Source organism: Paraburkholderia dioscoreae, assembly GCF_902459535.1.
Lineage (GTDB): Bacteria > Pseudomonadota > Gammaproteobacteria > Burkholderiales > Burkholderiaceae > Paraburkholderia > Paraburkholderia dioscoreae.
This window is the reverse complement of the sequence record NZ_LR699553.1, coordinates 2,880,874-2,900,848: the sequence shown is the minus strand read 5'-3', so window position 1 is coordinate 2,900,848 and position 19,975 is coordinate 2,880,874. Positions and strand designations below refer to the sequence as shown.

Genomic DNA, 19,975 nt, shown 5'->3' with positions numbered 1-19,975 from the left:
GCCATGTCCCAATACTTCCGGCTTCATCCCGATAACCCACAGCCGCGCCTCGTCAAGCAGGCCGTGCAGATCATCAAAGATGGCGGCGTGGTCGCGCTGCCGACGGATTCCAGCTACGCGCTCGCCTGCCATCTGGACGACAAGGAAGCGGTCGAGCGTCTGCGGCGCATTCGCGGACTCGACGAGAAGCAACTGCTGTCCTTGCTGGTGCGCGATCTGTCGGAGCTCTCGAACTTCGCGATGGTGGACAACCGGCAGTACCGGCTGATCAAATCGGTGACGCCCGGCCCGTACGTATTCGTGTTGCAGGCTACCAAGGAGGTGCCGCGGCGCCTCTCGCATCCGTCGCGCAAGACCATCGGCCTGCGCGTGCCGGACCACGCGATCACGCTGGCGATTCTCGAGGAACTCGGCCAGCCGTTGCTCGGCTCGACGCTGATCATGCCGGGCGAAACCCAGCCGCTGAACGACCCGGAAGAAATCCGGGCGCGCCTGGAAAAGCAACTGGATCTGGTGATCGACGGCGGCCCTTGCGTGTGCGAGCCTTCCACGGTGATCGATCTGACCGGTGCCGAACCGGTGCTGGTGCGGGCAGGGCGCGGTTCTCTCGCGCCGTTCGGCCTTGCAGAGACGGCATGAGTGAAAGCGGACAGACGCACGCAATCGCGTTGTTACAATAACGAGTTATGGATTCTTCCCTGATACAGACCATTGCGGTATATGCGTTGCCCGTGATTTTCGCCATCACGCTGCACGAAGCCGCGCATGGCTACGTCGCGCGCTGGCTCGGCGACAATACCGCCTACGTGCTCGGCCGCGTCTCCGTCAATCCGATGCGGCACATCGATCCGCTCGGCACGATTGCAATTCCCTTGCTGTTGTACTTCGCCACCAGCGGCGCGTTCATGTTCGGTTACGCCAAGCCGGTGCCGGTCGCCTTCGGTAACCTGCGCAATCCGCGCTGGGGCAGCCTGTGGGTCGCGGCGGCGGGGCCGGCCTGCAACTTCGTGCAGGCTCTGATCTGGGGCCTGTTCGGGGTCGCGCTGGCGGTGTTGAATGTCGACGAGCCCTTCTTCACGCGCATGGCGGGAGCGGGCGTGGGCGTGAACCTCGTGCTCGGCGTGCTCAACCTGTTTCCGCTGCCGCCGCTCGACGGCGGCCGTGTGCTGATGGCGCTGCTGCCGCCGCGCCAATCCATCACGCTGTCGCGCCTCGAACCGTACGGCTTTTTCATCGTGATGGCACTGGTCATGACGGGCACGCTGACGCGTTACTGGTTGAACCCGCTCGTCACGATCGGGTACAGCGCGATCACCGCCATTCTGACTCCCCTTGTTTCGCTTTTCTAAATATCATGTTCCCAGACCGTATCTTCTCCGGCATGCGGCCCACCGGGTCGTTGCACCTCGGCCATTATCACGGCGTGCTGAAAAACTGGGTGCGGTTGCAGTCCGAATACCCGTGTTTCTTCTGCGTGGTCGACTGGCACGCGCTGACCACGCACTACGAAACGCCCGAAGTGATCGAAAAGAACGTCTGGGACGTGCTGACCGACTGGCTTGCCTCCGGCATCGATCCGGCGCAGGCCACGCTGTTCATCCAGAGCAAGGTACCCGAGCACGCCGAACTGGCGCTGTTGCTTGGCATGAGCACGCCGCTCGGCTGGCTCGAACGCGTGCCGACCTACAAGGAGCAGCAGGAGAAGCTGAAGGACAAGGATCTGTCCACTTACGGCTTTCTCGGCTATCCGGTGCTGATGGCGGCGGACATTCTGCTGTATCGCGGCTCGCTCGTGCCGGTTGGTGAAGACCAGGTGCCGCACGTCGAAATGACGCGTGAAATCGCGCGCCGTTTCAACTACCTGTACGGCCGCGAACCAGGCTTCGAGGAGAAGGCCAACGAGGCGGCGAAGAAGCTCGGCGGCAAGCGCTCCAAGCTCTATCACGAACTGCGCAACGCCTACCAGCAGGAAGGCGACGACGAAGCGCTCGAACAGGCGCGCGCCATGTTGCAGGAATCGCAGAGTCTGTCGATGAACGACCGCGAGCGCCTGTTCGGCTACCTCGAAGGTTCGCGCAAGATCATTCTGGTCGAGCCGCAAGCCATGCTGACCGAGGCGTCGCGCATGCCGGGTCTCGACGGGCAGAAAATGTCGAAGTCGTACGGCAACACGATCGGCTTGCGCGAAGACGCGGAAACCATCACGAAGAAAGTCCGCACCATGCCGACCGATCCGGCCCGCGTGCGCCGCACCGATCCGGGCGACCCCGACAAGTGCCCTGTGTGGCAGCTCCATCAGGTCTATACGGACGAAGCCACCCACGACTGGGTGCAGAAAGGCTGCCGGACAGCCGGCATTGGTTGCCTGGAGTGCAAGCAGCCGGTGATCGAAGGCATTCTGCGCGAGCAGCAGCCCATGCTCGAGCGCGCGCAGAAGTACATGGACGACCCATCGCTGTTGCGCGCGATCGTCGCCGACGGCTGTGACAAGGCCCGCAAATTTGCTTCGGAAACGATGCGCGACGTCCGCGAAGCGATGGGCCTCTCGTACAACTGACGCAACCGACGAGCCGCGCCAAGGTATGAGCACTCCGATGAACACGCCCGCTGCCGCCCTGCATGGATTGGGCGAACCGTCGCCCTGGGTGCGCGATTGGGCGCATCTGGTCGCGGCGGGCGGCGCGGTGCTCGACGTCGCGTGCGGGGCGGGGCGGCATGCGCGGTTCTTTGCGGCGCTGGGGCATCCGGTGACGGCCATCGACCGGGATGCGGCGGCGCTCGCTACCCTGCGCGGAGAGCCGCTCGTCACGCCGCTCGAAGCCGATCTCGAAGGTGCCGGCTGGCCGTTGCCCGCCGAGGCGAAATTCGCCGCCGTCGTGGTGACGAATTACCTGCACCGGCCGCTCTTCGCGCAGCTCCTGCACGCGCTCGCTCCGGGCGGCGTGCTGGTCTACGAGACCTTCGCGCAAGGAAACGAAAGAGTCGGCAAACCTTCCAATCCGGCGTTTTTGCTGGCGCCCGGCGAGCTTCTCGAGCGCGTGCGCGGCAAACTCCGGGTAGTCGCATTTCAAGATGGTTTTCTTGCGCAGCCGCGCCCGGCTTACGTCCAGCGGATCTGCGCAATTCTGGAGGCGGAGCGCTCAGACGACCCCGCGCAGGCGGCACCCCCGCCTTGTTACGAGTTGGCTGGCTAATCCGCTACAATCGCGGTTTACCTGATCAAATTCATGGCGTTTCATGACTAACGGCAACCAAAGCAGCAAGCTCGGCAGCAACGACGGCGTTCAGATTCGCGGCAGCATTCCTGCCATCATCACCCCGATGCTCGAAGACGGCAGTCTGGATCTGCCGGCGTTTCGCAAACTGATCGACTGGCACGTTGCAGAGGGCACGAACGCTCTTGTCGTGGTCGGCACGAGCGGCGAGTCGGCCACGCTGTCGGTCGAAGAACACGTGCTGATGGTCAAGACCGCGGTCGAGCACACGGCGGGCCGGATTCCGGTGATCGCGGGCTCGGGCGGCAACTCCACGACCGAGGCGATCGAACTTACCCAGCGGGCCAAAGAGGTCGGCGCCGACGCCACGCTCCAGGTCGTGCCGTACTACAACAAGCCGACGCAGGAGGGCATCTACCGCCACTTCGCGAAGATCGCGGAAACCGTCGATCTGCCGGTGATTCTGTACAACGTGCCGGGCCGCACCGTTGCCGACATGAGCAACGAAACCATCCTGCGCCTCGCGCAGGTGCCGGGCATCATCGGTGTGAAAGAAGCGACCGGCAATATCGATCGCGCCGCGCATCTGATCAAGTTTGCGCCGTCGCACTTCGGCATCTACAGCGGCGACGATCCCACCGCGATCGCGCTGATGCTGCTCGGCGGCCACGGCAATATTTCGGTCACCGCCAACGTCGCGCCGCGCGCCATGAGCGATCTCTGCAAGGCCGCTCTCGCCGCGGATGCTAAGACCGCCCGTGAGATTCATCTGAAACTCCTGTCGCTGCATAAGAACCTGTTCGTCGAATCGAATCCGATTCCGGCCAAATGGGCGCTGCAGCAAATGGGTCGTGTGCAGGGCGGAATCCGCCTGCCGCTTACGCCGCTCGACCCGCAGTACCACGAAGTGGTGCGCGGCGCGCTGCGCGAAGCGGGCCTGCTGGGCTAGGCGGATAGCGTCCGCGGCAACCCGTAGCGCTAACGAAAGCCTGCCACCGGCACTCCCTTAACCGACGTCGATCCAGCCCGCGTTCCCGGCACACAGAACCAAGGCACCGCGTTCCAGCATCACGAAGGACCTCATGAAACGTTCCGCACTTTCCCTCCACGCAACCCGCATGGCGGCGCTGGCGCTTGCCCTTACGACGCTCGCCGGCTGTGACACGCTGAACGACTGGTTTGCTTCCGACCGCGTCAACTACAAGGGCGCGGGCAGTGCGCCGCCGCTCGCCGTTCCGGGCGATCTGAGCACTACGCCGACCGATCAGCGCTACGTCGCACCGCCCGCCAATCTGGCGCTGGGCGGCGCTCAGAAGCGCGCGGTGACGGCCGCCGGCAATTCGACCGAAGGCCAGCCGAACGCGCAGGATCCGCTCGGCATGCATATCGAACGTGACGGCGATCGCCGCTGGCTCGTGGTCGACGGCCGCTCGCCGGAACAGCTCTGGCCGCAGTTGCAGGAGTTCTGGCAGGAAAACGGCTTCGCGCTGAAGACCGACGCGCCGGCCACCGGCATCATGACGACCGACTGGGCCGAAAACCGCGCCAATATCCCGGACGACTGGTTCCGCCGCACGGTCGGCAAGGTGATCGACTTCGCGTATTCGTCGGGCACGCGTGACAGTTTCCGCACGCTCGTCTCGCGCGCGCCGGGCGGCACGACCGATATCTCCATCACGCACAGCGCAATGGAGGAAGTGATGACCGGGCAGGACAAGACATCGTCGCGCTGGGAAGAGCGTCCGCGTGATCCGGCGCTCGAAGCGCTGTTCCTCACCAAGCTGATGCAGAAGTTCGGCCTGACCGAAACGCAATCCAGGCAACTGCTGACCGACGCGCGTCCGGCGGCCGCACCGACCACGCTCGACCAGAGCGCGGGCGCATCCACGCTCGACCTGCAGGAGTCGTTCGATCGCGCATGGCTGCGCGTGGGCCTCGCGCTCGACCGCACCAACTTCACCGTCGACAACCGCGATCGTGCGAAGGGCATCTACTACGTGCGCTACGCGGACTCGATGCAGGAACTGAAGAAAGAAGGGCTGCTCGGCAAGCTGTTCTACAGCGGCAATTCGTCGAAAAAGCCGGGTCAGGAATTCCTCGTCAACGTGCGCTCGAAGGGTGACGCCGTGACGCAGGTGGCCGTGCTGGACGCGAATGGGCAGGTGGACAACTCGTCCGACGCGCAGCGCATCGTGACGCTGCTGCACGCGCAACTGAACTAAGCGGCCCGTGAGGTTCGCGAGTCTCGGCAGCGGCAGTGAAGGCAATGCCCTGCTGGTGGAAGCGCAAAGCGGCGCGACCACCACGCGCGTGCTGCTCGACTGCGGCTTTTCGGCAAAGGAGGTCGAGCGGCGTCTGACGCGGCTCGGCGCGAGCGTCGAAGGTCTCGACGCGATTCTGATCACGCATGAGCATAGCGACCACATTGGCAGTGCGCTGACGCTGGCGCGCAAGTGGTCGATTCCGTTGTATATGAGCTGGGGGACCGCCCGCGCGGTGGGAGCCGACAAAGCCGATATCGACCTGCAGGTGCTGTGGGGCGACGAAGCGGTGGCGATCGGCGACCTCAGCATTCTCCCTTACACCGTGCCGCACGACGCCCGCGAGCCGCTGCAATACGTGTTCTCAAACGGCGCGAGCCGGCTCGGTGTGCTGACGGATGTCGGTACGTCCACGCCGCATATCAGCGCGATGCTGAGCGGTTGCGACGCGCTGGTGCTCGAATGCAATCACGACGTGCGGATGCTGGCGGGCAGCCGCTATCCGCAGTCGCTGAAAGCGCGCATCGGCGGCAATCACGGGCATCTGAACAACGACGCGGCGGCTCAAATTCTGGCCTCGCTCGACCGTTCGCGATTGCGCCATCTAGTCGCCGCGCATCTGAGCCAGCAGAACAATCTGCCGGAACTGGCGCAGGCGGCTATGGCCGGTGTGCTGGGCACGGCGCCCACGGACGTGGTGGTGGCTTCGCAGGACGACGGGTTTGCGTGGCTGAGCGTGTAATCCACGCCAGATGCCTCTTGCTCTCCCGGCGCGGCGGACGTCGCGGCGCCAATGAAAAAAGCCCCTAACGATCGCTCGTTAGGGGCTTTGTCCTTTCAAGGGCGAGGCGTTTCGAACGCCGCGCCCCGAATCAGGCTTAGTTGCGGTTGCCGCCGAAGATACCGAGCAGCGCCAGCAGGTTGACGAACACGTTGTACAGATCCAGGTAAATCGCGAGCGTGGCAGTGATGTAGTTCGTTTCACCGCCGTTCACGACGCGCTGAACGTCGAACAGCATGTAGGCCGAGAAGATCACGATGGCGAGGACCGACACTGTAAGCATCAGCGCCGGCAGGTGCAGGAAAACGTTCGCGACCGACGCCAGCAGCAGCACGATCACGCCCATGAACAGCCACTTGCCGAGACCCGAAAAGTCGCGCTTGCTGACCGTGGCGATGGTTGCCATCGACGCGAAGATCACACCAGTGCCACCGAAGGCGAGCATGATCAGCGACGGGCCGTTCGAAAAACCGAGCACGAAGCTCAGGATGCGCGACAGCATCAGGCCCATGAAGAATGTGAAGCCGAGCAGCACGAACACGCCGGCCGCGCTGTCTTTGGTTTTCTGGATGGCGAACATGAAGCCGAAGGCGATCGCGAAGAACGCCAGCATGCTCATGGCGGGACTCGTGGCGGCGAACAGCGAGAAACCCGTGGCGAGGCCCACCCACGCGCCGAGCACTGTCGGAATCATGGACAGCGCGAGCAGCCAGTAGGTGTTCCGTAGCACGCGGTTACGCGTTTCGACCGTGCTGACCGCGCCATTGCGGCCAAAGCTATACGGATGATCGTTCATGGTCTCTCCTTACCTCAGAAGCAAGTTACGTATGGTTGTGAAGCGGGTTTAGCGAGCCGCGCCGTGGGAATTTCTGTCACCGGCCGCGGCGCTCTCATCCCTAAGATTGGCGCGCGGGCAGGGAGTTTCAATGCCCTGAAAATACCGACACTGCCTACGCTACCAGTATTCGGAAACTCCTGCTTGGAGTCTTTCAATGTTGTAAGGGTTCAATCGCAATCATACACGGGAACATGCTACAATAGCGGATTCATTTGAATCTGTAACCTCTTAATTTTTTGGAGTTTTTATGGCGATCGAACGCACCCTGTCCATTATCAAGCCGGACGCAGTGGCCAAGAACGTGATCGGCCAGATCTACACCCGTTTCGAGAACGCTGGTCTGAAGATCGTGGCATCGCGCATGGTTCACCTGTCGCGCGCCGACGCGGAGAAGTTCTACGCTGTGCACGCTGCACGTCCGTTCTTCAAGGACCTGGTCGATTTCATGATCTCGGGCCCGGTTGTCGTGCAAGCGCTGGAGGGCGAAAACGCCATCCTGAAGCACCGTGATCTGATGGGTGCAACGGACCCGAAGAAGGCGGAAAAGGGCACGATCCGCGCCGACTTCGCAGACAGCATCGACGCGAACGCAGTGCACGGTTCCGACGCGCCTGAAACGGCTGCAGTTGAAATCGCGTTCTTCTTCCCGCAAGTGAACGTCTACTCGCGTTAAGCAGGACTTGCCATGCCGGATTCGTGCCGCCGACTGGATTTATCGCACGAATCGCCCGGCAAAGTAGTAAGGTAAAAGCAGCAGGAATGGGCGCGAACGGCATGGCGTTCATGCAGCTTGTTGCATGAACGTAGTCTCGCACTGAAATGGCAGGATTCGATATGACGAGCAGTCCCACCGTCAACCTTCTCGACCTCGACGCCCAAGGGCTTGTCGCCTACTGCGACAGCCTGGGCGAGAAACCGTTTCGCGCCAAGCAATTGCAGCGCTGGATTCACCAATACAACGCTGCCGACTTCGACGGCATGACCGATCTGGCGAAGTCCTTGCGCGAAAAGCTCAAGGGGCGCGCCACGATCTCGATGCCGGGCATCGTCAGCGACCATATTTCGACCGACGGCACACGCAAGTGGCTGATCGATGTCGGCAACAGCAACGCGGTTGAAACCGTCTACATTCCCGAAGAAACGCGCGGCACGCTGTGTGTATCGTCGCAGGCCGGGTGTGCGGTCAATTGCCGTTTCTGTTCGACCGGCAAACAGGGTTTTTCTCGCAATCTCACCACCGGCGAAATCATCGGTCAGTTGCGTATGGCCGAGTTCGCGCTGCGCGCGTCGCGCGGCGTGGACGGCGGCCGCGCCACGGGTGGTGACGGCAAGGGCGAGCGCGTCGTCACGAATGTCGTGATGATGGGCATGGGCGAGCCGCTGCTCAATTACGATGCGGTCGTGCCGGCCATGCGCCTGATGCTCGACGACAACGCGTATGGTTTGTCGCGCCGCCGTGTCACGCTGTCCACTTCGGGTGTCGTGCCTATGATGGACCGGCTCGGCGCCGATCTGCCCGTGGCGCTCGCGGTATCCTTGCATGCCCCTAGCGATCCATTGCGTGACATGCTGGTGCCGTTGAACAAAAAGTACCCGCTGCGCGAATTGATGGCGGCTTGCCAGCGCTATCTGAAGGTCGCGCCGCGCGACTTCATTACGTTTGAATATTGCATGCTCGACGGCGTGAACGACAGCGAAGCGCAAGCGCGCGAGTTGCTGGCGGTAACGCGCGACGTGCCGTGCAAGTTCAACCTGATTCCGTTCAATCCGTTCCCCGAATCGGGCCTCATCCGCTCGAAACCGGAACAGATCAAGCGGTTTGCACAAGTGTTGATGGACGCGGGCGTCGTCACCACGGTGCGTAAAACACGCGGCGATGATATCGACGCTGCCTGCGGTCAGTTGGCCGGTGCGGTGAAGGACCGCACTCGCCTCGCTGAGCGCACCGGGAAGGCGGCGAAGATTATCGAGGTTCGCGCCGTGTAATCGTGCGGGACGGTAGGGTGCCGGTGTTCGAAGAAGCTCTGCGAACGCGCGAAGACCTGCCGTATCGGTGTCGATTGAAAAGAAAGTTTGCAGAAGCGATCGGAAGCGGCGCACAAGGCCGCGCATTTTGTTATAAACGGTCTGCGATTTGGACGTGAGGCTTGAGCCCGTCCGGGTTGCACAAGTGAAAAAGAATCGACGCGAAAGGATTTGGGATGAGTGAGCCGCAGCACCCGCAGCCGCAGGACACAGACACGAACGAAGGCCATCCGGCGCCGGTTGCACGGGCGGTGGTGCAGCCCGTTGTGCAGCCGGGCATGGATTCGTTGGCGGCGGTTGGCGCGCGCTTGACCCAATTGCGTGAATCGAAAGGCTGGACAATCGAGGACGTATCGGCGCGTCTGAAAGTGTCCGCCATCAAGTTGCGCGCGCTCGAATCGGGCGACATCAGCCACTTGCCGGACACCACTTTCGCACTGGGTGTGGTGCGCAGTTACGCGAAGATGCTCGGCGCCGATCCCACGCCGTTCACGGCGGCATTGCGGCGCGAGAAAGGCGTGGCCGCGCCGGATCTGTCGATGCCGGCGTCGTCGGGTAAGGATTTGCCGCGTGGCCGGGTGTCGCTTTCGCTGGGCGGCAGCGGGCAAAAGAGCCGCTCGTGGTTGTGGGGCGTGGCGGCGGTGATCGTCGCGGTGATCGCGCTGGGCATGTGGCATACCAACGGCGGCGATTCGTCGGCGTGGCTTGCGCGGCTGAAAGCGAGTGCGAATGGTGCCGCTGGTGGCGCGACCGGCGCATCGGGCGCGGTGGCGCAAGGTCAAGCGGCGGGTTCCGAAGCAACGGCGGACGAGGCCGCGTCCACGCCGGACGCGCAGGTGGCAGCAGAGAATGCAGCATCGGCCACGCTGATGCCTGCGCCGCTTGCCACTGGCACGACGCCGTCGTCGGCGCCGGCGCCGGCGGTTACGGCGGCAGCGGCCGCGCCCAAGGCCGGGTCGCAGGCCCCAGCTGCCACAGCGCCGGGCGCAAGTGCGCCGGCGGCGGTGGTCGCGGGTGCGTCGGCGGCAACGGTGGCGCCGGCTGCCGGTGAGGCAATCGTCGCATTGCGCGTGACGCAGGACAGCTGGTTCAGCGTGCGTGGACAGGATGGCAAGGAAGTGTTCTCCGGCCTTGTGCACGCAGGCGATACCAAAGAAGTAACGGGTGTGGCGCCGTTCAGGATCACGGTTGGCAACAAGGCCGGTCTTGAATCGCTGACGCTCGACGGCCAGCCGGTCGATCCGTCGAAATATGCGGCGGCCAAAGGTAATGTGGCGCGCTTTGCGCTGCCTTGACAGATACGGTATGCGCCGCGGCCAACCGGTCCGCGGCGCTTTTTCAATTCAGGCGCTACGTCTCTTGAGTGGCGCATGCGGCGTAAATGGGTTTTTCGATGCATTCCGAAGCTCAATCCCAATCCAGTAGCAAGATCGTTTCCAACGAGCCGGTGTTCGGCGGCCAGGCCGCGCGGCGCAAGTCGCACGCGGTCGACGTCCGCTGGGGCGGCCAGCTCGTCACGATCGGTGGCGACGCGCCCGTGCGCGTCCAGTCCATGACCAACACGGATACCGCGGACGCCATTGGCACCGCAATCCAGATCAAGGAGCTGGCGCAGGCCGGCTCGGAACTGGTGCGTATCACGGTGAACACGCCGGAAGCGGCTGCGGCCGTGCCGGCCGTGCGCGAGCAGCTCGACCGCATGGGCGTGTCGGTGCCGCTCGTCGGCGACTTCCATTACAACGGCCATTTGTTGTTGCGCGATTACCCCGCCTGCGCGGAGGCGTTGTCCAAGTACCGGATCAACCCGGGCAACGTGGGCCACGGCGCGAAGCGCGACACGCAGTTCGCGCAGATGGTCGAAGCCGCGGCCAAATACGATAAACCGGTGCGTATCGGCGTCAACTGGGGCAGTCTGGATCAGGATCTGCTCGCAAAGATGATGGACGAGAACGCCGCGCGTTCCACGCCGTGGGAAGCGCAAAGCGTGATGTACGAAGCGCTCATCCAGTCGGCGATCGGCTCGGCGGAGCGAGCAGTCGAACTCGGTCTGTCGCGCAACCAGATCATTCTGTCGTGCAAGGTTAGCGGCGTGCAGGATCTGATCGCCGTGTACCGTGAACTCGCGCGCCGTTGCGATTTCGCGCTGCATCTCGGCTTGACCGAAGCAGGCATGGGCTCGAAAGGCATCGTGGCATCGACCGCGGCATTGTCCGTGTTGCTGCAGCAGGGCATCGGCGACACGATCCGTATTTCGCTTACGCCGGAACCGGGCGGATCGCGCACCGGCGAGGTGATCGTCGGCCAGGAAATCCTGCAGACCATGGGTCTGCGCTCGTTCACGCCGATGGTGATCGCGTGTCCGGGTTGCGGTCGTACCACCAGCACGCTGTTCCAGGAACTGGCGTCGCAGATCCAGACCTATCTGCGCACGCAGATGCCGGTGTGGCGCGATCAGTATCCTGGCGTCGAGAAGATGCACGTCGCGGTGATGGGTTGCATCGTCAACGGTCCGGGCGAGTCGAAGCAGGCCAACATCGGCATCAGCTTGCCGGGTTCGGGTGAGAATCCTGCCGCGCCGGTGTTCATCGACGGCGAAAAGGTGAAGACGCTGCGCGGCGAGAACATTGCGCAAGAATTCCAGCAAATCGTGAGTGACTACGTCGAGCGCCGCTACGGCCGCGCCGACGCGCTCAATTAAATATCGGCTATCGAAAGACAGATGACTGAACAGAAGAAAAAGCTCGAAAAGCTGTCCGGCGTGAAGGGCATGAACGACATCCTTCCGCAGGAAGCCGGGTTGTGGGAATTTTTCGAAACCACCGTCAAGTCGATGCTGCGTTCGTACGGATACCAGAATATTCGTACGCCGATCATCGAGCATACGCAGTTGTTCAAGCGCGGTATCGGTGAAGTGACCGACATCGTCGAGAAAGAGATGTATAGCTTTACCGACGCGCTCAATGGTGAAAATCTGACCATGCGCCCGGAAAATACGGCAGCGGTGGTGCGCGCGGCGATCGAACACAACATGCTGTACGACGGTCCGAAGCGCCTGTGGTACATCGGCCCGATGTTCCGTCACGAGCGTCCGCAGCGCGGCCGTTATCGCCAGTTCCATCAGGTCGGCGTGGAAGCGCTGGGCTTTGCCGGTCCGGACGCCGACGCTGAAATCATCATGATGTGCCAGCGCCTGTGGGACGACCTCGGCCTGATGGGCATCAAGCTCGAAATCAACTCGCTGGGTCTCGCGCACGAACGCGCGGCGCATCGTGTCGAACTGATCGCGCACCTCGAAAAGCACATGGACGTACTCGACGAAGAAGCGAAGCGTCGTCTCTACACGAACCCGCTGCGCGTGCTCGATACGAAGAATCCGGCCATGCAGGAAGTCGCGCAGAACGCGCCGAAGCTGATCGATTTTCTCGGCGAAGAATCGCGCGCGCACTTCGACGGTTTGCAGCGCATTCTGAAGGCGAACAATATTCCGTTCACGATCAATCCGCGTCTCGTGCGCGGTCTCGATTATTACAATCTGACCGTGTTCGAATGGGTGACGGACAAGCTCGGCGCGCAAGGCACCGTCGCGGCCGGCGGCCGTTACGATCCGCTGATCGAACAGCTCGGCGGCAAGCCCACGGCAGCATGCGGCTGGGCAATGGGCATCGAGCGGATTCTCGAATTGCTAAAAGAAGAGCAACTCGTGCCGGAAGACGAAGGTTGCGACGTGTACGTGGTCCACCAGGGCGACGCGGCGCGCGAACAGGCCTTCATCATCGCCGAGCGTTTGCGCGACACGGGCCTCGACGTCATCCTGCATTGCAGTGCAGACGGTCAGACGGCCAGCTTCAAATCGCAGATGAAGCGTGCGGATGCAAGCGGCGCGGCCTTCGCGGTGGTGCTCGGTGAAGACGAGATCGCCAACGGCACGGTCGGCGTGAAGCCGCTGCGCGATACGAATGCTAACGGCGGTAAAAACGAGCAACACAACGTGCCCGCCGAAGACTTGACCGAATTTCTAATCAATGCGATGGTTGCAACCGCCGAAGACGGCGACGACTGATCGCGATGTCGTCGAGCCGGTTGGTTTTCAATCGGACTCGACACGCACATGTAGCAAGAAAGAGGAAATCGCCGGGCAATGAGTTACCACGACGAACAAGAATCGATTGAAAGTCTGAAGGCATGGTGGACGCAGTGGGGTAATGCAACCACATGGATCGTGCTGGTGGCGCTGGTGGCCGCGGCCGGCTGGAACGGCTGGAATTTCTGGCAGCGGCGCGAGGCGGCGGAAGCCGCCGTGCTATATGACCAGGTGCAGCAAGCCGTGGCATCGGGCGACAAGGCAAAGATCACGCGCGTCGCCGCCGACATGGAAGACAGGTTCAGCCGCACCGCGTATGCGCAGATGACCGCGTTGGGCGCCGCCAAGGCGCTGTACGCCGCGGGCGACGAAGCCGCCGCGAAGGCGCAACTGCAATGGACCATCGATCACGCAAAAGATGACGAGTTCAAGCAGATTGCGAAACTGCGTCTCGCTTCGCTGCTGCTCGACGACAAGGCTTACGACCAGGGTCTTGCGCTGCTCGCCGAACCGCAATCCGACGCGTTCAAAGGCATCGTGGCGAACGGCCGCGGCGATCTGCTCGCCGCTCAAGGCAAGCGTGACGATGCGCGCGCGGCCTACAAGCTCGCGCTCGACTCGCTGTCGAAAAACGATAGTTCGGCGCGCCAGTTGATTCAGTTCAAGCTGGACGCGCTGGGCGGCTGATTGCCGCATGTAAGCGCCATAATCAGCGCCGCATGTAACGACCAGTTGGTCTCTTTTAACTAATTTCCTGAATGCTTCGTCCACCGATGAATCTGCTGAAACGTTACGCTGTGCCCGTTGCCTGTGCGATGACCGTCCTCACCATGGCGGCTTGCTCATCCACGAAAGACGAGCGCCGCGTGCCGACGCCGCTCACCGAGTTCAAACCCGTGCTCGACGTGCAGCAGGCCTGGAAGGCGAGCGTCGGCAAGGCAGGCCGTTACCTGTTTTCGCCGGTGGCGGTCGGCAACGCGGTGTACGCGGCTGGCGCGAACGGTTCGGTTGCGAAGATCGATGCGCAAACCGGTCAGGACATCTGGCGCATCAAGCTGCATGACGACCTCTCGGCGGGTGTCGGCAGCGACGGCACGCTCACGGCGGTCGGTGGCCTGAAGGGCGACGTCTACGTGCTCGGCGCGGACGGCAAGCAGTTGTGGACTGCCAAGGCGCCGGGCGAGATCATTTCGCCGCCGCTCGTCGGCAATGGCCTCGTGGTGGTGCGTACGGTCGACGGCCAGATCGTCGCGTTCAATGCACAAACCGGCGAGCAGCGCTGGAACTACCGCAACCGCGCGGTGCCGCTCAATCTGCGCGTCTCGTCGGGCATGACGTTCGCGGGCGACGCAGCCGTGCTGGCCGGTTTCCCGGGCGGCGCGTTCGCCGCGATCAACCTGCAGACGGGCGACAACTACTGGCAAACGCCGGTGTCCTATCCGAAGGGCGTGACGGAAGTGGAGCGTATCAACGACGTGACCGGTCCGCCCACGCTGGTCGGTTCGGAAACCTGCGCAGTGACGTTCCAGGGTCAGATTGGCTGTTTCGACGCGAACTCGGGCCGCGCGGTGTGGGAAAAAGCGTTTTCGAGCACGAGCGGTCTGGCGCAGGATGACCGCGCCGTGGTCGCGGCGGACGACTGGTCGGTGGTGTCGGCGTTCGACGTCGCCAGCGGCGCGCCGCTGTGGAAGAACGACAAGCTGAAGAACCGCGACCTGAGCGTGCCGTTCATTCTGGGTCACGCTGCGGTGCTGGGCGACTACCAGGGTTACGTCCACTTCCTGTCCCGCGACGACGGTACGCTCGTCGCCCGCGTGAAGACCGACGGCAGCCCGATTACCGCCGCGCCGGTGCTGGCCGGCGAGACGCTGGTGGTGCTGACGCACGACGGCGACCTGTACGGCTACCGCCCGCGCTGATCGCGCGAGGCCAATCGCCGTCTGGCGTGCAGGCCGGCTTTGCCGGCCGCACGCGTTTCAGAAGAGTTGGTTGCAAGGCAGAGTAAGTAGAAGAATTACGCCGGACTGGCTGGTCCGGCAAGTCGGATCAGATATGGCACACGGGCTACGTGGCCATCGGTGGCTGCTTGCGGCGCCATCATCGACGGCATCTTCGCAAATACCGCGGAGAATCGTATTCGAACTGGCGTGCGAGTCGTCGAGCAGGAAGACTGAACCTGGCGGCCCCTTGCACCGCCCCATACAGCCAAACCCCCGTCCACTCCGGTGCGCATATTGACAGCACATCCGGAGCTGGCCGAATTCGTGATAATTTTCGTCAAACGCTGCCGTGTAGCGGCCGCATGGCGTCGCTACGCGGACGGTCGATTTCGATCCCGCGTTTCACCGTGAACAACATCTGATGAAACCCGTTATTGCCCTCGTTGGGCGCCCCAATGTGGGGAAATCCACGCTGTTCAACCGGCTCACGCGCTCGCGTGACGCGCTGGTTGCCGACCTGCCCGGTCTCACCCGCGATCGCCACTACGGCGAAGGGCGCACCGGCGAGCGGCCGTATCTGGTCGTCGATACAGGCGGTTTCGAGCCGGTCGCCAAAGACGGCATCCTGCACGAAATGGCGCGTCAAACCCGCCAGGCGGTCGAGGAATCGGACATTGTCGTGTTCATCGTCGACGGGCGCAATGGCCTCGCGCCGCAGGACAAGTCGATCGCGGACTATCTGCGCAAGGTCGGCCGGCCGATTTTCCTCGTCGTCAACAAGGCGGAGGGCATGAAGTACAGCACGGTCGCCGCCGATTTCTACGAACTCGGACTCGGCGACCCGCGCGCGATTTCCGCGGCGCACGGCGACGGCGTCACGGAAATGATCAACGAGGCGCTCGAAGTCGCCTATGCCGGCCAGCCTGAAGAAAACGACGACGAGAAAGCCGCACGCGGCGTGAAGATTGCGATCGTCGGCCGGCCGAATGTCGGCAAGTCGACGTTGATCAACGCGCTGGTGGGTGAAGAGCGCGTGATCGCGTTCGACATGCCCGGCACCACGCGGGATTCGATCTACGTCGATTTCGAGCGCGGCGGCAAGCCATACACGCTGATCGATACAGCCGGCCTGCGCCGCCGCGGCAAAGTGTTCGAAGCGATCGAGAAATTCTCGGTGGTGAAAACGCTGCAGTCGATCTCCGACGCGAACGTCGTAATCCTGCTGCTCGACGCGCGCCAGGATATTTCAGAACAGGACGCGCACATCGCCGGCTTCGTAGTGGAGCAGGGGCGCGCGCTGGTGGTGGGCGTGAACAAATGGGACGGGCTCGATCCGCATGTGCGCGAGCGCACCAAGGCGGACCTCGAGCGCAAACTAAAATTTCTCGACTTCGCCAAATTCCATTTCATTTCCGCCGCGGAAAAAACCGGAATCGGCCCGTTGATGCGCTCGGTCGACGACGCCTACGCCGCCGCCATGGCCAAGCTGCCGACGCCGAAGCTCACGCGCGCGCTGATCGATGCCGTCGAGTTCCAGCAGCCGCGCCGCCGCGGTCCGGTGCGCCCGAAACTGCGTTACGCGCACCAGGGTGGACAGAATCCGCCGATCATCGTGATTCACGGCAACGCGCTCGACGCGATCACCGAAACCTACAAACGCTACCTCGAAAACCGCTTCCGGGAAACTTTCAAGCTGACTGGGACTCCATTGCGAATAGAGTTCAGATCGTCGACGAACCCTTACGCGGATAAAGGCTAAATCCAGGCTGAAACCCGCATGCGCACTGGCTTTGGCCGCCTGGCCAGGTGCCTCGCGCAAAAATGAAAATCGGCTATAGTGTAGCGGTTGACGGCGGATCTCTTTTTCTTCGTCGTCAATTAAGTCAACCTGCAAAAAAATACGGAGTTTGCTATGAGCAACAAAGGGCAATTGTTACAAGACCCGTTTTTGAACGCACTGCGTAAAGAGCATGTGCCGGTGTCGATCTATCTGGTCAACGGCATCAAGCTTCAAGGGAACATCGAATCGTTCGACCAGTACGTCGTGTTGCTCCGGAATACGGTCACCCAGATGGTCTACAAGCACGCAATCTCGACTGTCGTGCCAGCCCGTCCGGTGAATTTCCACCCGGATTCCGAACAGTCCTAACCCTCGTCGCGGCCGGCGTAACGTCGCCCGTTGGCGATTACTCCCGGCCGCCTCATTTTGATATCCTCCAATTTGATCAATGCAGCGCTTGTCGGCATCGACTTCGGTAAGATCGATTTCGAAGCCAGTCTCGAAGAACTCAGCCTGCTCGCGCAAAGCGCGGGCGCGAATCCCCTGGTCACCCTCACCGGGCGCCGGTCCAGCCCCGATGCCAAGATGTTCGTCGGCAGCGGCAAGGCCGAAGAACTGCGTCTTGCGTGTGAGGCGAACGACATCGAACTCGTCATTTTCAATCATGCTCTGGCGCCTGCGCAGCAGCGCAATCTGGAGCAGGCGCTTAACCGGCGCGTGATCGATCGCACCAGTCTGATCCTCGACATTTTTGCGCAACGCGCCCGCAGCCATGAAGGCAAACTGCAGGTGGAACTCGCGCAGTTGCAGTACCTTTCCACGCGACTAATCCGCGCATGGACTCACCTGGAGCGGCAAAAAGGCGGTATCGGTTTGCGCGGCCCGGGTGAAACGCAGCTCGAAACCGACCGCCGTTTGATCGGCGAGCGCATCAAGGCGCTTAAGACGCGGCTCGAGAAATTGCGCCGTCAGCACGGCACGCAGCGTCGTGCGCGCAGCCGCAATCAGACCATGTCCGTGTCGCTCGTCGGTTACACGAACGCGGGTAAATCCACGCTGTTCAACGCGCTCACCAAGGCTCAGGCGTACGCCGCCGACCAGTTGTTTGCGACGCTGGATACGACCTCGCGGCGCGTCTATCTCGGCGACGAAGCGGGGCAGGTCGTGGTGTCCGATACGGTCGGTTTCATTCGCGAACTGCCTCACCAACTGGTGGCGGCATTTCGCGCCACGCTTGAAGAAACCATTCACGCCGACCTGCTGCTGCACGTGGTCGATGCGTCGAGCGCGGTGCGGCTCGATCAGATCGATCAGGTGAACGAGGTGTTGCACGCAATCGGTGCGGACACCATCCGGCAGGTGCTGGTCTTCAACAAGATCGACGCGGTGCCGGAGTTGGCAGCCCGTGGGGACGCGGTCGAGCGGGACGAGTATGGTAATATTTCGCGCGTCTTTTTGAGCGCGCGCACAGGGCAGGGGCTGGACACACTGCGCGCTGCCATCGCTGAAATCGCTACTGCCGAACCTCTTCCCGAAACGCTGGTCGATCTTTCGGAAGAAGACCGGTCGGCGGCACCACGCGACGACCGCAAGGTTCCAGAACTCGGGCATTGACCCGTTCCAATTGCACTGACCCGCTGTCTACTCTGGTGAACGAACACAGGTGAACGATTACAACGAGCGGAGTATCTGGCTGCGCATGCGCGCCATGCTTTCACTGAACGATCCGCGCTGGGGCCGGGGGGACGGCAATGGCGACCGGCAACGTCCAAACGAGCCCAGGCGTCCGCCGAGCAAGGACGGTGAAGGCCCGCCCGATCTCGACGAGATGTGGCGCGATTTCAACCGCCGTTTGAGCCGCGTGTTCGGCCGCAAGGGCGGCGGCGCGGGTGGCGGCCGGCCGGACAACGGTCGGGGTGCGCGCATCGGCGTTGGCATTGTGATCGGTGTGCTGCTGGCCATTTATCTCGGCAGCGGCGTGTTCGTCGTGCAGGACGGCCAGGCCGGCGTCGTGATGCAATTCGGCAAATATCGCTACACGGCCGGGCAGGGTGTGCACTGGCGTTTGCCATATCCGTTCGAAGCGCATGAGCTCGTCAATATCGGCCAGATCCGCCAGGTGGAGATTGGCCGCAATAACGTGGTGCGAGTCGCGAACGTGAAAGACGCGTCGATGCTCACACACGACGCGGACATCGTCGACGTGCGCTTCGCGGTGCAATACCAGGTGAGGAAGCCGACCGACTACCTGTTCCGCAGCGTCGATCCCGATCAGGGCGTGACGCAGGCCGCTCAGGCGGCGGTGCGCAGCATCGTCGGCGCGCGCAGCAGCAATGACATTCTCTATCAGGATCGCGAAACAATTCGCCAGCAGCTGATGGCGGCGATCCAGCAATCCCTGGATGAATACCAGTCCGGACTCGCCGTGACCGGTGTGACGATCCAGGGTGTGCAGGCGCCCGACCAGGTGCAAGCCGCGTTCGACGACGCCGCGAAAGTCCGTCAGGAAAACGAGCGCGCGAAACGCGATGCCGAGGCCTATGCCGCGGATCTGTTGCCGCGCGCGCAAGCCGACGTGGCTCGCCAGATCGACGAAGCCAAAACGTACAGCGACAAGACGGTCGCCCAGGCGCAGGGCGACGCCGAGCGCTTCAAGCAGGTCTACGCGCAGTACTCGAAAGCGCCCGCTGTGATTCGCGAGCGCATGTATCTGGAAACCATGCAGCAGATCTATTCGAATACGACCAAGGTGTTTGTGGACAGCAAGAGCGGCAACAATGTGCTGTATCTGCCGCTCGACAAGCTGGTCGAACAGACCCGTCAGCGGGTGACCGACGCGGCCGCCGCCTCGGGCGCCGTGGCTGCTGCCGCGCCGCAAGCGGCGAGCGGTGCCGCATTGCCTTCGGCCACGCCGTCTGCCTCCGCAACCGGCGCCGCTGCTTCCGCGCCGGCAGCAGTTGCCGCGCCCGCCAGCCAGGCCGCAGCCAGCAGCGACGCGCTGCGCTCACGCGACTCCTTCCGCAGCCGTATGCGCGAAGACGACGTTCAATAAGG

General features: G+C 62.8%; 19 protein-coding genes. 18 read left to right on the top strand and 1 reads right to left on the bottom strand.

Annotation, left to right across the window (positions count from 1 at the left end; all coding sequences use genetic code 11):
• Positions 1–3 precede the first annotated feature (3 nt).
• The 7 genes from PDMSB3_RS13010 (at position 4) to PDMSB3_RS12980 (ending at position 6,218) form a co-directional block, all read left to right on the top strand.
• A complete protein-coding gene (locus tag PDMSB3_RS13010; RefSeq protein ID WP_007181335.1) occupies positions 4–639 on the top strand; it encodes an L-threonylcarbamoyladenylate synthase in 636 nt (211 codons plus the stop codon).
• Between the two features lie 47 nt (positions 640–686).
• Entirely contained in the window at positions 687–1,349 is a 663-nt protein-coding gene (locus tag PDMSB3_RS13005; RefSeq protein ID WP_007181336.1) for a site-2 protease family protein, read from the top strand.
• A 5-nt stretch (positions 1,350–1,354) separates the two neighbouring features.
• Positions 1,355–2,557 (top strand): tryptophan--tRNA ligase, encoded by a 1,203-nt coding sequence (locus PDMSB3_RS13000; RefSeq protein WP_007181337.1) that lies wholly within the window; start codon positions 1,355–1,357, stop codon positions 2,555–2,557.
• Between the two features lie 37 nt (positions 2,558–2,594).
• Positions 2,595–3,194 (top strand): class I SAM-dependent methyltransferase, encoded by a 600-nt coding sequence (locus tag PDMSB3_RS12995; protein ID WP_197740232.1) that lies wholly within the window; start codon positions 2,595–2,597, stop codon positions 3,192–3,194.
• Positions 3,195–3,237: 43 nt separating this feature from the next.
• The gene (gene dapA, locus PDMSB3_RS12990) at positions 3,238–4,164 is read left to right on the top strand and encodes a 4-hydroxy-tetrahydrodipicolinate synthase (protein ID WP_165186551.1); all 927 of its coding nucleotides are present in this window, start codon (positions 3,238–3,240) and stop codon (positions 4,162–4,164) included.
• A gap of 133 nt (positions 4,165–4,297) precedes the next feature.
• Complete coding sequence (bamC, locus tag PDMSB3_RS12985; RefSeq protein ID WP_007181340.1) at positions 4,298–5,437, top strand: outer membrane protein assembly factor BamC; 1,140 nt, start codon at positions 4,298–4,300, stop codon at positions 5,435–5,437.
• Positions 5,438–5,444: 7 nt separating this feature from the next.
• Positions 5,445–6,218, top strand: a complete 774-nt coding sequence (locus tag PDMSB3_RS12980; protein ID WP_007181341.1) for an MBL fold metallo-hydrolase — start codon at positions 5,445–5,447, stop codon at positions 6,216–6,218.
• Positions 6,219–6,354: 136 nt separating this feature from the next.
• Here PDMSB3_RS12980 and PDMSB3_RS12975 read toward each other — a convergent pair whose 3' ends face one another.
• Positions 6,355–7,053 (bottom strand): Bax inhibitor-1/YccA family protein, encoded by a 699-nt coding sequence (locus tag PDMSB3_RS12975; protein ID WP_007181342.1) that lies wholly within the window; start codon positions 7,051–7,053, stop codon positions 6,355–6,357.
• A 289-nt stretch (positions 7,054–7,342) separates the two neighbouring features.
• Between PDMSB3_RS12975 and ndk the strand changes: the two genes are divergently transcribed.
• The 11 genes from ndk (at position 7,343) to hflK (ending at position 19,973) form a co-directional block, all read left to right on the top strand.
• Positions 7,343–7,768: a nucleoside-diphosphate kinase gene (gene ndk / locus PDMSB3_RS12970; RefSeq protein ID WP_007181343.1), complete on the top strand. Its 426-nt coding sequence runs from the start codon at positions 7,343–7,345 to the stop codon at positions 7,766–7,768.
• 161 nt (positions 7,769–7,929) lie between these two features.
• Positions 7,930–9,081 carry a 23S rRNA (adenine(2503)-C(2))-methyltransferase RlmN gene (rlmN, locus tag PDMSB3_RS12965; protein WP_007181344.1) on the top strand — a complete coding sequence of 384 codons (1,152 nt, stop codon included), beginning with the start codon at positions 7,930–7,932 and terminating at the stop codon, positions 9,079–9,081.
• 215 nt (positions 9,082–9,296) lie between these two features.
• Positions 9,297–10,415, top strand: coding sequence for a helix-turn-helix domain-containing protein (locus PDMSB3_RS12960; protein WP_007181345.1), 1,119 nt, complete (start codon positions 9,297–9,299; stop codon positions 10,413–10,415).
• An 86-nt stretch (positions 10,416–10,501) separates the two neighbouring features.
• The gene (ispG, locus tag PDMSB3_RS12955) at positions 10,502–11,818 is read left to right on the top strand and encodes a flavodoxin-dependent (E)-4-hydroxy-3-methylbut-2-enyl-diphosphate synthase (protein ID WP_007181346.1); all 1,317 of its coding nucleotides are present in this window, start codon (positions 10,502–10,504) and stop codon (positions 11,816–11,818) included.
• Positions 11,819–11,839: 21 nt separating this feature from the next.
• On the top strand, positions 11,840–13,180 hold the full coding sequence (hisS, locus tag PDMSB3_RS12950; protein WP_165186549.1) for a histidine--tRNA ligase: 1,341 nt from the start codon (positions 11,840–11,842) through the stop codon (positions 13,178–13,180).
• A 78-nt stretch (positions 13,181–13,258) separates the two neighbouring features.
• Positions 13,259–13,888 (top strand): YfgM family protein, encoded by a 630-nt coding sequence (locus PDMSB3_RS12945; protein WP_007181348.1) that lies wholly within the window; start codon positions 13,259–13,261, stop codon positions 13,886–13,888.
• 86 nt (positions 13,889–13,974) lie between these two features.
• Entirely contained in the window at positions 13,975–15,120 is a 1,146-nt protein-coding gene (bamB, locus tag PDMSB3_RS12940) for an outer membrane protein assembly factor BamB (protein ID WP_007181349.1), read from the top strand.
• A 442-nt stretch (positions 15,121–15,562) separates the two neighbouring features.
• Positions 15,563–16,900 carry a ribosome biogenesis GTPase Der gene (gene der, locus PDMSB3_RS12935; RefSeq protein WP_007181350.1) on the top strand — a complete coding sequence of 446 codons (1,338 nt, stop codon included), beginning with the start codon at positions 15,563–15,565 and terminating at the stop codon, positions 16,898–16,900.
• 153 nt (positions 16,901–17,053) lie between these two features.
• Entirely contained in the window at positions 17,054–17,290 is a 237-nt protein-coding gene (hfq, locus tag PDMSB3_RS12930; protein WP_006051315.1) for an RNA chaperone Hfq, read from the top strand.
• A gap of 30 nt (positions 17,291–17,320) precedes the next feature.
• Positions 17,321–18,535, top strand: a complete 1,215-nt coding sequence (gene hflX / locus PDMSB3_RS12925) for a GTPase HflX (protein WP_007181351.1) — start codon at positions 17,321–17,323, stop codon at positions 18,533–18,535.
• A gap of 49 nt (positions 18,536–18,584) precedes the next feature.
• Positions 18,585–19,973, top strand: coding sequence for an FtsH protease activity modulator HflK (gene hflK / locus PDMSB3_RS12920; protein ID WP_165186546.1), 1,389 nt, complete (start codon positions 18,585–18,587; stop codon positions 19,971–19,973).
• The last annotated feature ends 2 nt before the right edge of the window (positions 19,974–19,975 follow it).

Excerpts from the sequence above, each read along its gene's own strand:
- PDMSB3_RS13010 (WP_007181335.1), top strand. The coding sequence starts at position 4 with ATGTCCCAATACTTCCGGCTTCATCCCGATAACCCACAGCCGCGCCTC.
- PDMSB3_RS13005 (WP_007181336.1), top strand. The coding sequence starts at position 687 with ATGGATTCTTCCCTGATACAGACCATTGCGGTATATGCGTTGCCCGTG.
- PDMSB3_RS13000 (WP_007181337.1), top strand. The coding sequence starts at position 1,355 with ATGTTCCCAGACCGTATCTTCTCCGGCATGCGGCCCACCGGGTCGTTG.
- PDMSB3_RS12995 (WP_197740232.1), top strand. The coding sequence starts at position 2,595 with ATGAACACGCCCGCTGCCGCCCTGCATGGATTGGGCGAACCGTCGCCC.
- dapA (WP_165186551.1), top strand. The coding sequence starts at position 3,238 with ATGACTAACGGCAACCAAAGCAGCAAGCTCGGCAGCAACGACGGCGTT.
- bamC (WP_007181340.1), top strand. The coding sequence starts at position 4,298 with ATGAAACGTTCCGCACTTTCCCTCCACGCAACCCGCATGGCGGCGCTG.
- PDMSB3_RS12975 (WP_007181342.1), bottom strand. The coding sequence starts at position 7,053 with ATGAACGATCATCCGTATAGCTTTGGCCGCAATGGCGCGGTCAGCACG.
- ndk (WP_007181343.1), top strand. The coding sequence starts at position 7,343 with ATGGCGATCGAACGCACCCTGTCCATTATCAAGCCGGACGCAGTGGCC.
- rlmN (WP_007181344.1), top strand. The coding sequence starts at position 7,930 with ATGACGAGCAGTCCCACCGTCAACCTTCTCGACCTCGACGCCCAAGGG.
- PDMSB3_RS12960 (WP_007181345.1), top strand. The coding sequence starts at position 9,297 with ATGAGTGAGCCGCAGCACCCGCAGCCGCAGGACACAGACACGAACGAA.
- ispG (WP_007181346.1), top strand. The coding sequence starts at position 10,502 with ATGGGTTTTTCGATGCATTCCGAAGCTCAATCCCAATCCAGTAGCAAG.
- hisS (WP_165186549.1), top strand. The coding sequence starts at position 11,840 with ATGACTGAACAGAAGAAAAAGCTCGAAAAGCTGTCCGGCGTGAAGGGC.
- PDMSB3_RS12945 (WP_007181348.1), top strand. The coding sequence starts at position 13,259 with ATGAGTTACCACGACGAACAAGAATCGATTGAAAGTCTGAAGGCATGG.
- bamB (WP_007181349.1), top strand. The coding sequence starts at position 13,975 with ATGAATCTGCTGAAACGTTACGCTGTGCCCGTTGCCTGTGCGATGACC.
- der (WP_007181350.1), top strand. The coding sequence starts at position 15,563 with ATGAAACCCGTTATTGCCCTCGTTGGGCGCCCCAATGTGGGGAAATCC.
- hfq (WP_006051315.1), top strand. The coding sequence starts at position 17,054 with ATGAGCAACAAAGGGCAATTGTTACAAGACCCGTTTTTGAACGCACTG.